The organism is Sorangium sp. So ce124, from assembly GCF_051525235.1.
In the GTDB taxonomy this organism is placed as follows: domain Bacteria; phylum Myxococcota_A; class Polyangia; order Polyangiales; family Polyangiaceae; genus Sorangium; species Sorangium atrum.
In genome coordinates this window covers 11394823-11409050 of sequence record NZ_CP150312.1, presented here as the reverse complement: position 1 = coordinate 11409050, position 14228 = coordinate 11394823, and the positions used below count along the sequence as shown (strand labels likewise).

The window sequence follows — 14228 nt, the reverse complement described above, 5'->3', positions numbered from 1 at the left end:
TCTCGCCTTCTGCAGCGCCGCCCGATCCCCCGTCGCGGGTGGCCCAGAGTGGCTCAGCGGGGCGCGGCTCACCGCAGGGCGCTCGAGAGCGCCGCGTCATCGACCTCCTCCTCGGCGGCGCTCTCGAGCGCAGCGCGCAACGCATCGTCGGCCGTGCCCTCGGCGGCGATGCGGATGTGCTCCTGCGCCTCGGGGTAGCCGGCGACGCGCAGGAGCAAGGCAGCGCCCACCCGGCGATCCCGCGGGGCGTTGGCGTCGTCGAGCGTGTGGAGCGCGTCCTCGGGGGTCAGGCCCATGGCGCGGTAGCCGTCGCCGGCGAGCAGCTTGCGGAGGTCCTCGCGCCAGAGCGCGAGATCGCGGCCGCGCCGCTCCAGCGCGTCGGCGCCGCGCGGCGCTGCGCCGCCGGCGACGCCCTCGTGCGCATCGCGGATGCGCTGCGCCAGCGTCTCTGTCAGGGCTTCCCCCGTCCGGAGCACGACCGGACCGTCACCGCCCCGGCGATAGAGGAGGAGCCCATCGTCGCGCCTCTCGACCGAGTCGAGCTCGGCGTAAGGGATCCAGGCGGTCGAGAAGGACCGCTCGACGCGCACGCCGTCGGTGCCCACCACGACCTGGGTGCGGCGCACGGCGCGGCGGAGGAGCCAGGTCGACAGCACGGTGAGGGCAAACCACGCCACGACCGGTCCGGAGCCGCCGGTGAGCGGCTCGAAGAGCGCCATGATCACGACGAGCCAGAGGATCATGAAGGCCGGCAGAGCGAAGCAGCCGGCCGCGAGCTCGCGGTGGACGCTGCCGAGCGAGACCGCGACGCGCCGCTCCGTTGGGCCGAGCCCGAGGGCCGCGAGCAGGCGCGCGCCCTCTTCCTCCCGCGCGATGTGCACCTCGAGCACCCGCCCGCGGCGCAGGCGGAGCTCGACGCGGACGCGCAGGTCCGACAGGACGAGGCCGGAGCGGATCTCGGCGAGCGGGATCGAGCGCTCCGCGGCGCCGGAGTCGAAACGCAGCCCGGCCGCGTCGGCGGCCACGCGCACCGGCCCCTTCCAGCCGACGGCGGTGGTGGTGAGCAGGGCGCTCACGAACGAGAGGCCCAGGCCGACGACCACACCGGGCGCGGTGAGCGTCAGGGCGTGGAACGCGAACCCGCGGACGCTCGGATCGTCGCCCAGCACGTGCGCGAGGACCAGGGCGATCACGCTGACCAGAAAAGGCCCTCCCCCGCTCGCCAGCAGCGCGAGGCCTCCGAAGACGCGGCCGATGCCCTCGTAGCGCCGCCCGACGCGGTGGCTCGTCAGCTCGAAGGCAGGTCGGGAGGTCGCCCGCATCGCCGGGGCCATTCTGCGCCCGTTGTCGTGGAGATCTCCAGCACGTACTTCTCGGCTCGCCCCTTGGCGTTGTTCGCCGTGCTCACCCTTGCGTCCGCTAACCGTGGATCCAGTAGCGGTAGCCGTTGGTGCGGAAGGGCACGGCGAGCTCGCGGCATATCTCGGCGATCACATCGGGGGTGAAGAAGTAGTTGCGAATGCGGGCGATGTGCTCGCCGTCGGTCTCGACGGTCCAGACGGTGCGCACCGCGGGTCCGGTGTCGTGATCGAACCAGAAGAGCAGCAAGAGCTGGCCGCGATGCTCGCGCACCTCGCAGCGCGGCGGGCCGCCGAGGTATCCCACCAGGTGACGGGCATCGACCCCGCCGGCGTCGGTGGTCGTGATCGGCGAGAGGCTCCCGACGAACGACCCGGTGCGCGGATCGGCCGGGGGCTCGCGCCCGTACTCGGTCACCACACCGACGATCTCGGTGATCGAGCTGTCGAGGAGCAGCGATGTCAGGGCCTGCAGGTCGCCGGCGTTGAAGGCGGCGCAGAAGGCGTCGAGCACGCCCGGCGCGGGCGCCCGCGGCTCATCGGCCTCGGGCGCCACGAGCTTGCCGCGGCCGCGGTGCAGCGCCGCCTTGACCGCGCCGACCGAGGTCGAGAGCGACGCGGCGACCTCCTCGAGCGAGAGATCGAACACGTCCTTGAGCACGACCGCCGCGCGCTCCTGGGGCGACAGGTGCGCGACCAGGGTGCCAGCGGCCTCGCGCGACGCCCGCTCGTCGGGCGCGTGCCCTGGCGCCGGAGCCGCTGCCGCGGGCTCACCGATCGCGTCGCGCTCGAGCCGCTGCCGCCGGGCGCGGTCGATCCAGAGGTTCGACGCCACCCGGAACAGCCAGGCGCGCGGGTTGGGCAGCTCGTGGAACAGGGTGCCGAGCGTGACGAAGCCGCGGGCCATGGTGTCCTGCACCAGGTCCTCGGCGTCCCACGGGCTCCGGGTCAGGTAGCGGCAATAGCGGTACAGCTCGGGCCGGAGCGGCTCGAACACGTCGAGGAACCGCTGCCATGACGCCTTCACGTCATTGCTCAGCTCGCCGAGGTCGCGCGGCTCGTCGCTCATGACCAGACCGGCTCGTAGCACAGGACCGACAGCCCGCCGCCCAGGTTCTGGGTCCGGATCTGCCGCAGCGAGAGGCGCTGATCGCGGCGCGCGAACAGCGGCGTGCCTCCCCCGAGCACCACCGGGTGCACCACCAGGCGGAGTTCGTCGACCAGGCGGTGCTCGATCAGCGTCGACACAAGGGCGGCGCCGGCCCAGGCGACGATCGGCTTGCCGGGCTGCCGCTTGAGCGCGGCGATCTCCTCGGGGTCACGGGCCACGCGGGTGTTGGCCCACGCGGCGTGCGTCAGGGTCCGGGACAGCACCACCTTGGGCAGGGCGTTCATCTTGCGCGCGAACGCGAGGTCCTGCGGCGAGCGCGGGCGCGCCTCGGCGTCGGGCCAGTACTGGAGCATCAGCTCGTAGGAGGTGCGCCCGTACACGGCCAGGCCGACAGAGTCGATCATCTCGCCGCAGTACCGCTCGAACTGCGGGTTGCCGTCCTGGAACCAGTCCAGCTCGCGGCCCGGGCCCTCGATGTAGCCGTCGAGGGAGGTGATCATGGAGACGTAGAGGCGTCGTTCGGTCGGGGGTGTCGTCGTCATGGCCCACCGACGAACGGCGCGGCCGGAAGGATACGGGGGGCGAGAATTTTTTCGGAAGGAGAGAGAAGGGTCCCCACCTCTCCACCTTGGCCTGTATCTATCTCTCTCCTCCCCGTCTCCCTGCGTACTCTCTCTTTCTCTGCCTCCCGCCATCCCCGCGGCGCGAGAGCGTACTGATTCACAAAATGTGAACGCTCACAATAACGCGGGCTTCGCTGTTCGAGCCGCGCCTGGAGACCGTGGTGCTCCTGCGCAGGACCAGCGCGGCGCCTCACGCCCGCTCCTCGTGATCGACGCCGCGCTCCGGAGGAGCCCCGCCAGCCGTGTCCTCCCTCGGGCTGGACGATGCCTCCGGGCCGGTCGATTCGAATTGACGCGGACAATGTGAACGTTCACAATCAGCCTGAACCGCATCTGTTTGCTTCGCCCTGGATGGGTCGTCATGCGCGCCGAGGCGTTCGTCATCCGATCGCTCTCGGCGCTGATTCCGTTCGCTCGGCCGTCTCCGATGCGATCACGGATGAGCTCTTGATGGGCTGCCGCTACGCCGTCTTCGACCACGCGACCCAGGCGCTCGGTGAGCCCACCACCGTCCAGGGCTTCGACGCGCCCCGTAAAAGCTAGCTGCCGCAACCGCTCACGGCGCGACGCACGGGCATCGATGCTCGTGCGCCGAACGCCATCCTGACATGCATCCAAGAGCTCAGAGGAGATCATGAAACGACCTCGCGCCTTCCTTCTTCTGGCTGGGGCCACGCTCGCGACGACCAGCGCCCTGAGCGGCGCCGCACATGCGCAGTCGAGCATCGACATCTCGATGACGGAGGCGCCCGCCACGCCGCGCCTGCAAGGCCCGTTCGTGTACGGTGCCTCGCCCTCGTCGCCGTTCTTGTTCGCCATCCCCGCCACCGGCCGGGCGCCGCTCGAGTTTTCTGTCTCGGGGCTGCCCGCGGGGCTCACGCTCACGTCGTCCACGGGGATCATCTCGGGGACGACGCCGGCCGCCGGCTCCTATCCGGTCCAGGTCACCGTCACCAACGCCGCCGGCACGGCGAGCGCCACGTACACGCTGCAGTCCGGCAGCACGCTCGCCCTCACGCCTCCGATGGGCTGGAACAGCTACGACTCGTTCGGCGCGAGCGTCACCGAGCAGGACATGATCGAGCAGGCGCAAGCCGTGAGGACGTACCTCCAGCCGTACGGCTGGAACACCGTGGTCATCGACTATCGATGGTACGAGCCCGGGCAGCCGATCGACGCGAACGGCCGCTATGTGCCGGCCACGGGCAAGTACCCATCGGCGACGGGCAGCAACGGTTTCAAGACCCTCGCGGACGGCATCCACGCGATGGGCCTGGGCTTCGGCATCCACATCATGCGCGGCGTGCCGCGCAAATCGTACAACGCGAATCTCCCCATCGCGGGGTCGAGCTACACCACGCGCGACGCGGGCAACCCCGACGATCCCTGTCCCTGGGATGAGCACATGTGGGGCGTTCGCGGCGACACGCCGGCGGGACAGGCCTGGTACGACGCGCTCTTCCAGCAGTACGCGTCCTGGGGCGTCGATTTCGTGAAGATCGACGACATGCTCAACAACTCGACGCGCAGGTACCACCAGGCCGAGGCCGATGCGATCCACAGGGCCGTGGAGAAGACCGGGCGCTCGATCATGCTGAGCTTCTCGCCGGGTCCCAACGATCCCTCGTGGCTGATCGCCTCGTCCGGCCACCTGAACAGCAACGCCAACATGTGGCGCGTCGTGAACGACTTCTGGGATTACAACGCGCTCACCGATCTTCCCGGCGTGCTCCGCGCCGCGAGCACCTGGCAGGGCGTGAGCGACCTCACCCCGGGCCACTGGCCCGACCTCGACATGTTGCCGCTCGGCTACCTCGGCCCGCGCAACGAATGGCACGCGTCGGGTCAGACGAGGTTCACCCAAAACGAGCAGGTCACGATCATGTCGCTCTGGACCATGCTGCCGTCGCCGCTCATGTTCGGCGGCAACCCCGCGCGGCTCGGCTCGGACGCGTGGACGCTCGCGCTGCTCACCAACGAGGAGGTGCTCGCCGTGAACCAGGACGCGCTCGGCGCGCGCGGCCGCCGCACGACGGTGGACGGCGGCGAGATCTGGGTCCGTGACCTGAGCGGCGACCGCAAGGCCGTGGCGTTCTTCAATCATGGAGACCGGGACATGACGATGTCCGCGTCGTTCTCGCAGCTGGGCGTCACGGGAACGCCGGTGATCCGGGATCTGTGGCGTCGCGCCGACGTGAGCGGCATGAGCGACGCCCTGTCCGCCGACGTTCCCGCCGGCGCGGCGCTCATGTACACGCTGTCGCCGCCGGGCGGGACGGGCGAGGCCTCGAGCGCGGCCGCCACGAGCGGATCGAGCGGAGGCGGAAGCACGAGTGAAGGCGGCGCCGGAGGAGGTGGAGGCGACACCGGAGGAGGTGGAGGCGCCGGGACGGCGGGCGTGGGCGCCGGCGGAGCCGGCAGCGGGGGAGAGGCCGGCGCTGCGGGCAGCACCGGCGAGCCGAGCGGCTGCGGCTGCACGGTGCCCGGCCACCGTCGCGCGCCCGCGGCGCTGCTCCTGCTCCTCGCGACGACGGCGCTCGGCGCGCTCCGTCGGAGAGCAGCCAGACGCAACGACGCGAACGTCGTCTGCCGCTGATCCTGGCGGCGCGCCGCCCTCCGCGCAAGCTGCGACGACGGCGCTGGGCAGACGCCTTCGGTGCTGTACAACGAAGGCTCCCCCCTTGCCGAGGAGCTGCCGCATGACGCGTCGTCTTCAGGAACGCCTGCTCGCGATCATGGACCGCAAGAACCACTGGGCCTGGGCGCACCTCACCGGCCCCGGCCTCACGCGAGACCAGCTCGCGGTCCACTTCAGGCACGAATACCGGGTCTACGTGCGCGACTTCCCGGTGCTGCTCGCGCGCGTGCTCGGCCAGTCGCCGCCGGCCGCGGTGCGCAGCGCCCTCGCCGAGAACCTCTTCGAAGAGCAGACGGGCAAGCTCTCGCTGGGCGTGTCGCACCCGGCGCTCTTCCTGGAGATGATCGACGGCCTGGGCATCCCGCGCGCGGCCATCGAGGACGAGTCGATCCCGCTCGAGCCCGAGGCCCACGCCTACAGGGCGCTGCTCGACCGCGTGAGCGCGGCGCCGCCGTGGGTCGTGGGCGCGGCGGTGCTGACGATCTTCGTGGAGGGCAGCGTGCACGAGCGCGCAGAGCTCCTCGGGCAGCGCGAGGCGCCGCCGATCGAGGAGGCGCTGCGCGCGCACCCGATGGTGCGGCACTACGGGTGTCCGCCCGAGCGCATGCGCCTGGCGAGGGCGCACCGGGCTGTCGAAGGGGGGCACCGGCGGGACGCGTGGGAGATGGTGCTGGGGCACGCGCCGGACGAGGGCCCGATGGCGGACGCGATCGCGTCCGCGGTCGCCGCAGCGCACGCGGCCTGGCTGGCATACCGGGATGGAGTCGCGCGCGCGATGGGGCTCCGTCAGGCCTGAGCTGGCCCCGGCGCACTCCTCCGGTTCTGCCTGACACGCGCAGCGTTCACTGGTAGTATCGCGCGCATCGCTTGGGCCGTTCTGCGCCCGTTCTTGAGGAGATCTCCCAGTATGTCCTTCTCGGCTCGTTCCTTTGCCTTCTTTGCCATGTTCACGCTCGGGTCCGTGGCCGCGTGCGGCGGCGAATCCAGCTCCGGGGCCGGCGGCGCCGGCGGGTCGGGCGACGACGCTGCGGGCCCGGGCCCCGGGAGCACCTCCTCCGGCCCCGGCGCGACCAGCGGCGGCGCCACGAGCGGCAGCGCCACCAGCGGCAGCGCCACGACGAGCAGCGGCTCAGGCGACGTCGCCGCGAGCGCCACGAGCAGCGGCTCAGGCGACGTCACCGCGAGCGCCGCGAGCACCGGAGCCGGCGACACAACGACCAGCACGGCGGCGACCGGCGGCACGGACCCCGGCGGCTGCAGCATCTTCTGCTCCGACTTCGAGGGTGGCTCGCTGCCTTCCGAGGTCCAGTTCTTCCCGGAGTACCTGCGCGCGAGGATGGGCGAGTTCGTGACGCTGGACAGCACAGGTCACAGCGGCACCCACTCCGTCAAGGTCTCGGGCACGGACTTCAGCCAGATGCTCGGCGTGGCCGTGCCGAGCAACTTCTGGGGCAGGATCTACCTCAAGAGCGCCACCGACATCCAGATGGGCCACAACACGTATGTCGCGGCCGTGGAAGGCAACGGGGATCCCAACAACGGGGAGCAGATCCGCATCGGCGAGCACCAGTGTCAGCTCGAGCTGAACCGCAAGAGCGACGACAAAGAGAAGCTCTCGAACGGCGGAACGTACATGTGCAGCGGCGGCGTGAAGCTCGTCGCGAACACCTGGTACTGCCTCGAGTTCCACTACAACGGGCCGGGCCGCTCGGTGAACGTGTTCGTGGACGGCACCGAGGTCACCGCGATGGGCGTCACGGACTGGGGCCCGTACGACTACAAGCTCTTCAAGTTCGGGTTCGAGAAGTACCACGGCGGGGCCAAGACGATGTGGTACGACGACCTCGCGCTCAACTCGGAGCGCGTCGGCTGCGGCAAGTGAGGCCGCGCCGCCCGGCGCTGGAGGGAGCCTGAGCGGCCGCGGGAGCGCCGCGGAGACGAGATGAAGGCGATTGTCTACGACCGATACGGCTCCCCCGACGTCCTGAGGCTCGCGGAGATCCCGAGGCCCGACGTCGGCGACGACGACGTCCTGGTGAGGGTCCACGCGGCCTCCGTGAACTCGTGGGACTGGGATCTCGTGACCGGAACGCCGGTGCTGTTTCGCTTCTGGGGGCTGCTCAGGCCCAAGCACAAGGTCCCGGGAGCCGACATCGCAGGCCGGGTCGAGGCGGTTGGCAAGAACGTGACCCGCTTCCGGCCCGGTGACGAGGTGTTCGGAGATCTGTGCCAGTGCGGCTGGGGCGGATTCGCCGAGTACGCGCGCGCCCGCGAGAGCGCGCTGACGCCCAAGCCGGCCGGGATGACGTTCGAGCAAGCCGCGGCCCTCCCTCAGGCAGGCGCGATGGCCCTTCAGGGGCTCCGCGACGAGGGAGGGCTCAGGCCCGCACAGAAGGTCTTGATCAACGGCGCAGGCGGCGGCGTCGGCACCTTCGCCATCCAGATCGCCACGTCGCTCGGAGCCGAGGTCACCGGCGTGGACCGGACGGAGAAGCTGGAGACGATGCGGTCGGCCGGCGCAGCCGAGGTCATCGACTACACAAGAGAGGACTTCACGGCCAGCGGGAAGACCTACGATCTGATCCTCGACGCCGCGGCCCACCGCTCGATGTTCGACTACGCGCGCGCGCTGAACCGAGGGGGGACCTACGTGATGCTCGGGGGCTCCATCGGTCGAATCTTTCAGCTCTTGCTCATCGGGCCGTGGATATCGAGGAGCGAGCAAAAGAAGATGCGCCTTTTGGCAGCGAAGGCGAACCACGACCTCGCCGCCCTGGGGGAGCTGTTCCAGGCGGGCAAGCTGAGCCCCGTCATCGATCGCTGTTTTCCGCTCGCCGAGGTCCCCGACGCGTTCCGCTACTTCGGCGAGGGGAGAGCGCGCGGGAAGATCGTCATCACCGTGTGACGGCGCCCCCTCCACCGACCGACGCCGGGCTCACTCGTCGATGACGGCGTTGACGATCCCGTCGAAGAACTCCGCGTTCCCGACCGCGTCGAGCATCCGGTTCCAGCCGATCTCATCGAACGGCGTGGGCAAGCCGTGGTTCGTCAGGATGACCCCGATCAGCTCGCGGCGGCGATCGATCCACAGGAAGCACCCGGTGCCGCCCGCCTTGCCGTACGAGCCGCTCGAGAGGCGCGACCCGCCGTTGGAGAAGCGGTGGGTCGCGAGCTCCCAGCCATACCCCTTGGGCGTCATCAGGAGATTCGTTAGCGGCGACACGTCGGTCTCCGACGCCCTCACCTCGGGCGTCTGGTTGCTCACCATCGCGGCGGCGACCTGGCGGCTCAGGACGCGGACGCCGCCGTACCTGCCGCCGTTCAGGATCATCTGGCAGAACACCGCGATGTCCCGCGCCGTCGAGAAGACACCGTCACAGCCGGCGATCCCGCCGAGCGCGTGATCCTGCTCGTCCTGCACCTCGCCGCGCACCACCCTCCCCCGGATCTCGGAGTAGCCCGTGGCCGCGGTCCGCGAGATGAGCGCCCCCGACGGGTTGAAGGTCGTGTCGCTCATGCCGAGCGGGCCCCAGATGCGCGCCTTCGCGAAGGCGTCGAGATCCATGCCCGAAGCGACCTCGATCACCCGCCCGAGGAGGCGGTAGGTGAGATCGCTGTAGAGCACCTGCGTGCCAGGCACGTACTCGAGCGGCGACTCCGCCATGCGCTGCCAGACGCGCTCGCAGTCCGGATCGTCCAGGAACTGGCTGTCCAGCGGCAAGCCTGCCGTGTACCGGAGCATGTCGCGCACCTTGATGGCCTGCTTGCCGTTGGCCGCGAACTCCGGGATGAAGTCGGCCACCCGATCGTTCAGCCGAAGCACACCGTCCTGCGCGAGGATCATCGCCGACGTCGCCGTCGCGAGGACCTTGGTGATGGAGAGCAGGTCGAACAGCGTGTCGAGCGTCATCGGCTCGTTCGCGCCGCGGACCCGGGAGCCGAACGCCCGGTGCCCGACGATCCTCCCCCGCCGCGCGATCAGGGCCACCGCGCCCGGGAACAGGCCGTCGGTCACCCGGCGCTGGATGCGCGCGAAGACGTCCTCGATGCGCTCCGAGCACAGACCGACGCCCTCGGGCCGCCCAGGGACGAGGTGCTCGTACGTCGGCTGCGCGTACGCCTCAGCCACCTTGGTCGACAGGAACGCCGGTGCGAACGCGGCCACCGCCGCCGTACGGCCCAGCCCCTGGAGAAGGCGCCTGCGATTGAAAGATCCATGCTCGGTGCACATGCTCGCTCCTGATCCGTGATCCGTAGGGGGCGGGTCGTGCCGCTGCAGAGCCCGCTCGGGCGCGCCTTCGCGCGCCGTCGCTGAGGTCGCCATCGACGCTCGCGATCGCCCGAATTCCTGGACAGCAGGAGGCGTGCCGAGCAGCGTCCCCGACGGTTCGCGGCGCCGCCGCGCGAGGGCTCCGGCGGACGGTGCGCCGATCGTGCACCCGACTGCACGATCGGCCGCGCGATCGCCTGCGCGGCCGCATCGCTCTGCACGGTTTTGCATGATTCGTGCAAACCAACGCCAAACCAACGCACGGCGGCGCGCGGCGCCGCGTAGGATGTGCTCGTGGACGAAGGCTTTCCCGGCGGCGATGTGCGGGGCTCCTGCACGACGACGCTCCGGCTCGCGATCGTGGCCGGCAGCACGGTCACCTTCGCCCCGCTGCCGCCCCACGGCCGCGTCGTCCTCGGCCGCGACGAGGGGTGCGACGTGCGGATCGACGATCGCTCGGTGTCGCGCCGGCACGCGGCGCTCCACGTCGGCCCGCCGCTCCGGATCGAGGACCTCGGGAGCGCCAACGGCACCTTCGTCGGCGAGCCGCAGGCCCGCGCGCTGACGGCGCGCACGCACCGCCTGCGGCGCCTCTCGCGGGAGAGCGCGGAGGTCGGCGTCGGCGAGCGCTTCAACCTCGGCGCGACCACCGTCGTCGTCGGCCGCGCGCCCGCGGGGGCGGCCGAGGAGCCCGACCGCGGCAAGCCGCCCGTGGACATCGTGCTGCTGGCCCCGGTGATGGTGGCGCTCTACGAGCAGGCCGCCCGCGCCGCGCGGAGCCCCATCAGCGTGCTCATCCTGGGCGAGACGGGGGTGGGCAAGGAGGTGCTCGCCCGGACCCTCCACGCGCGCTCGCCGCGGTCGAGCGGGCCCTATGTCGAGCTGAACTGCGCCGCGCTGCCGCCGTCGCTCCTCGAGGGCGAGCTCTTCGGCCACGAGAAGAGCGCCTTCACGGGCGCCAGCCACGCGCGCCCCGGCCTCCTCGAGGCGGCCCACGGCGGCACGCTGTTCCTCGACGAGATCGGCGAGCTGCCCCTCGCCTTCCAGGCGAAGCTGCTCCGCGTCCTCGAGGACCGGAAGGTGCTCCGCATCGGGGGCCGCACCCCTCGCCGGCTCGACCTCCGCTTCGTGGCGGCGACCAACCGCGATCTCGAGGCGGAGATCGCGCGCGGCGCCTTCCGCCAGGACCTCTACTTCCGGCTGAACGGCATCTCCCTCGTCGTCCCGCCGCTCCGCGAGCGGATCGCCGAGATCGGCCCGCTCGCAGGCAGGTTCCTCGAGGAGGCGTGCCGGCAGCTCGACCAGCGCGGCGCGCCCCGCATCTCGCCCGAGGCGCTCGCCGCCCTCGAGGCGTACGCCTGGCCGGGGAACGTTCGCGAGCTCCGCAACGTGATCGAGCGCGCGGCGGTCCTGTGCGCAGGGGAGTCGGTCCTGCCCGCCGATCTGCCGCCGCACCTGACGAACGGCGCCACGCCCCCGTCGAGCCGCGCCGCGTCGCGGCCCAGCGGCACCATCCCCCCGCCGCCGCCCTTGCCGCCGAGCGGCGCCGCGCTGCCGCCCGGCGGCGCCGCGCCCCTGCCCAGCGGCGCCGCGCTGCCGCCCAGCGCCGCCGCGCCCCCGCCCGGCGGCGCCGCGCCCCCGTCGAGCGGCGACGCACCTCCGTCGGGCCGCGTCGCGCTGCCGCCGCCTCCGCCCAGCGGCGCCGGGTTGCCGCCGGCCGACGCACCGCCGCCGAGCGGCGACGCCCTGGCGAGGCTCCGGCTCGAGATGAAGGCCGCCGACCGACAGCGCGTCGTCGAGGCCCTCGAGCGGTCCGCGGGCAACCAGACGCGCGCCGCCAAGCTCCTCGGCGTCTCGCTGCGCACGCTGATCAACCGCATCGACGAGTACGGCATCCCGCGGCCGCGGAAGCGGTCGCCCTGAGCGCTCACGAGCGCGACGAGAGCGCCGCGCCCCCGGCGCCCAGCGCGCGGGACGCCCCCTCCCGGATCGGCGTTGCTACGCTGATACAGCGTCACTATCAACTCGACGCTGGCAACCGACAGGTGGTCAAGAGGGAAAGTGTCGAAAGGCAGCCTGAACTCCTGCCAATCGGGTCCCACGGTGAGCGCCCGCGACGGCAGCGTCGACCTCAGGGAGCGGGGGTGAAGGCGACGGTGAGCGTGTAGGGGCCGCTGTTGATCGACGTGTAGGTGTCGACGATGACGAACAGGGGCTCGCCGCCGGTGACATCGATCACGAGCGTCTCGTCATGGCCGCGGCCTTCGTCGTCGACGCACGCGAGCTCGGAGCCGAAGTCCGCGCAGCTCTCGCGCAGGTAGATGCCCAGGTCGGTCTCGGCGGACAGCGTCAGCGTGAGCGCGCCGTCGCTCGGCGGCGTGAACCTGTGGATCGTCTCCGGCGCGTCCCATCCGAGGCAGCTGCCCTCGAACACCGAGGGGCCGGTCGCCGTGTTGCCCGTGTTCTCGCCGATCACGAGCTCGACCGCGTTCTCGCACAGCACGTCGGGCTCGTAGGCGCACGTGGCGGAGCAGCCATCGCCGCTCGTGGTGTTGCCGTCGTCGCATTGCTCGGCCGAGCCGACGGTCCCGTCGCCGCAGACGACCGGCGTGAAGCTGACGTTCAGGGTGTAGGGACCGGCCTCCCGCGGCTCATAGGAGTCGACGACGATCGGCACGGTCTGGCCGTCGCTCACGTGAATCTCGATCCGCTCTTCGTCGGGCAAACCATCGTGGGGGTAGTTCTCGTCGGAGCAGTCGATCTCGGAGAGCATGTCCGCGCACGAGCTACGGGCATAGACGCTATGCTCGGTCGGCGACTCGAGCTCGACCACGAGCGTGCCCGACTGCCCGGCGGGCGGCGTGAACAGGTGGATCTCCTCCGGTCCGTGCCCCGTGTTGCCGAGGTAGCAGGTCCCTTCCAGCCCGCTCGTGCCCCCCGACGTGTCGCCGTGGATCGTCGTCGAGACGATCGGTGTCGCGCTCGCGCAGGCGGCCTCGGCGATCGGGGTGCAGGTCGCGGCGCAGTCGGTGTCCGCGCAGTCGTAGGACCCGTCCCCGTCGTCGTCCTCGTGGTTCGCGCAGTCCGTCTCGCCTGGCGTGCAGACGCCGCTCAGGGTGTCGCACACGCCGAGCGAGGGGCACTGCGCGTTCGAGGTGCACCTCGGGACGCAGGCCCGGATGCCACCGCCGATGTCCTCGCAGGCATAACCGTCGCGGCACTCCGACGACGCGCTGCAGAGCGCCAGGCACGCGCCCACGCCATCGAAGATATCAAGACAGACCCCGCCGTCGCACTCTCCGCCCGGCGTTGGCTCGGCCGCGGGCTCACACAGGTCCGAGCAGAGCCCGGACGGGTATCCAAGTTCCTCCTCGGAGAGGCAGATGTCCCCGGTGCACTCATCATCCATCGCGCAGGCCTCGTACAGCGCGCCCGCCGGCCCGCTTCCGCCGCTACCGGTGCCGGTTGGCTCGGCGCCGCCGCCGCCTCCGCCGGTGGGCTCGGCGCCGCCGCCGCCGCCGGTGCCGGTTGGCTCGGCGCCGCCTCCGCCGCCGGTGCCGGTTGGCTCGGCGCCGCCGCCGCCTCCGCCGGTGGGCTCGGCGCCGCCAGCACCGCCACCGCCGGTTGGCTCGGCGGCGCCGCCGCCACCGGTGCCGGTTGGCTCGGCACCGCCGCCTCCGCCGCCACCGGTGCCTGTTGGCTCGGCACCGCCGCCTCCGCCGGTGGGCTCGGCGCCGCCAGCACCGCCACCGCCGGTGGGCTCGGCGCCGCCAGCACCGCCACCGCCGGTGGGCTCGGCGCCGCCAGCACCGCCACCGCCGGTGGGCTCGGCGCCGCCGCCGCCGCCGCCGCCACCGCCGGTGCCAGTTCCGGTGCTCGTGGCGTCGACGCCGCCGCCACCGCCAGCGCCGCCGGAGCCGCCATTGCCGCCGGCGCCGACCTGGCCGTCATCGTCTCCGCAGCCCGCGGCAGCCGACAGCGCCAGCACGAAAAGACCTGCAACGAGTCGTACGTTCATCCACCTGCTCCAACGCAAGAGAGAGCTGTCGTGACGCGACGTGGGCCTCACCCCACGGCGCAGCGTGATGCCATCTTCGGCACAACCGATCCGCCTAGCAAACCCCCTTTCATGAAGGCCGCCTGCCTCCGCCGCGCGCCAGTGCGCGCGGCCGCCGGATCCGGGCGTGGCTGCGCATCGCACGGAGAATCGCGCGCGCAGCGCACAATG

At 71.7% G+C, this 14228-nt stretch carries 11 protein-coding genes; 6 read left to right on the top strand and 5 right to left on the bottom strand.

The window, feature by feature from the left end; genetic code table 11:
• Positions 1-68: 68 nt before the first annotated feature.
• From WMF19_RS42870 to WMF19_RS42860, 3 genes are all read right to left on the bottom strand, one after another.
• Entirely contained in the window at positions 69-1322 is a 1254-nt protein-coding gene (locus WMF19_RS42870) for a hypothetical protein (RefSeq protein WP_437895656.1), read from the bottom strand.
• A 97-nt stretch (positions 1323-1419) separates the two neighbouring features.
• Positions 1420-2427 carry an RNA polymerase sigma factor gene (locus WMF19_RS42865; RefSeq protein WP_437895655.1) on the bottom strand — a complete coding sequence of 336 codons (1008 nt, stop codon included), beginning with the start codon at positions 2425-2427 and terminating at the stop codon, positions 1420-1422.
• Positions 2424-3011 carry a dihydrofolate reductase family protein gene (locus tag WMF19_RS42860; protein ID WP_437895654.1) on the bottom strand — a complete coding sequence of 196 codons (588 nt, stop codon included), beginning with the start codon at positions 3009-3011 and terminating at the stop codon, positions 2424-2426. Before WMF19_RS42860 ends, WMF19_RS42865 begins: the two co-directional genes overlap by 4 nt.
• Positions 3012-3395: 384 nt before the next feature.
• Between WMF19_RS42860 and WMF19_RS42855 the strand changes: the two genes are divergently transcribed.
• The 5 genes from WMF19_RS42855 to WMF19_RS42835 all read left to right on the top strand — a co-directional run bounded on the left by WMF19_RS42855 (position 3396) and on the right by WMF19_RS42835 (position 8635).
• A complete protein-coding gene (locus WMF19_RS42855; RefSeq protein WP_437895653.1) occupies positions 3396-3635 on the top strand; it encodes a hypothetical protein in 240 nt (79 codons plus the stop codon).
• A gap of 91 nt (positions 3636-3726) precedes the next feature.
• Positions 3727-5688 carry a putative Ig domain-containing protein gene (locus WMF19_RS42850; protein WP_437895652.1) on the top strand — a complete coding sequence of 654 codons (1962 nt, stop codon included), beginning with the start codon at positions 3727-3729 and terminating at the stop codon, positions 5686-5688.
• A gap of 103 nt (positions 5689-5791) precedes the next feature.
• Positions 5792-6526: an iron-containing redox enzyme family protein gene (locus WMF19_RS42845; RefSeq protein WP_437895651.1), complete on the top strand. Its 735-nt coding sequence runs from the start codon at positions 5792-5794 to the stop codon at positions 6524-6526.
• 111 nt (positions 6527-6637) lie between these two features.
• On the top strand, positions 6638-7612 hold the full coding sequence (locus WMF19_RS42840; protein WP_437895650.1) for a hypothetical protein: 975 nt from the start codon (positions 6638-6640) through the stop codon (positions 7610-7612).
• Between the two features lie 60 nt (positions 7613-7672).
• Complete coding sequence (locus WMF19_RS42835; RefSeq protein WP_437895649.1) at positions 7673-8635, top strand: NAD(P)-dependent alcohol dehydrogenase; 963 nt, start codon at positions 7673-7675, stop codon at positions 8633-8635.
• A gap of 30 nt (positions 8636-8665) precedes the next feature.
• On the opposite strand, the gene WMF19_RS42830 is transcribed toward WMF19_RS42835, so the two are convergent.
• A complete protein-coding gene (locus WMF19_RS42830) occupies positions 8666-9961 on the bottom strand; it encodes a serine hydrolase domain-containing protein (RefSeq protein ID WP_437895648.1) in 1296 nt (431 codons plus the stop codon).
• Between the two features lie 333 nt (positions 9962-10294).
• On the opposite strand from WMF19_RS42830, the gene WMF19_RS42825 reads away from it, so the two are divergent.
• Positions 10295-11923: a sigma 54-interacting transcriptional regulator gene (locus WMF19_RS42825; RefSeq protein ID WP_437895647.1), complete on the top strand. Its 1629-nt coding sequence runs from the start codon at positions 10295-10297 to the stop codon at positions 11921-11923.
• A 208-nt stretch (positions 11924-12131) separates the two neighbouring features.
• Here the strand turns inward: WMF19_RS42825 and WMF19_RS42820 are convergent, their stop codons facing one another.
• Positions 12132-14018, bottom strand: a complete 1887-nt coding sequence (locus WMF19_RS42820) for a DUF4215 domain-containing protein (RefSeq protein ID WP_437895646.1) — start codon at positions 14016-14018, stop codon at positions 12132-12134.
• Between the last annotated feature and the right edge of the window lie 210 nt (positions 14019-14228).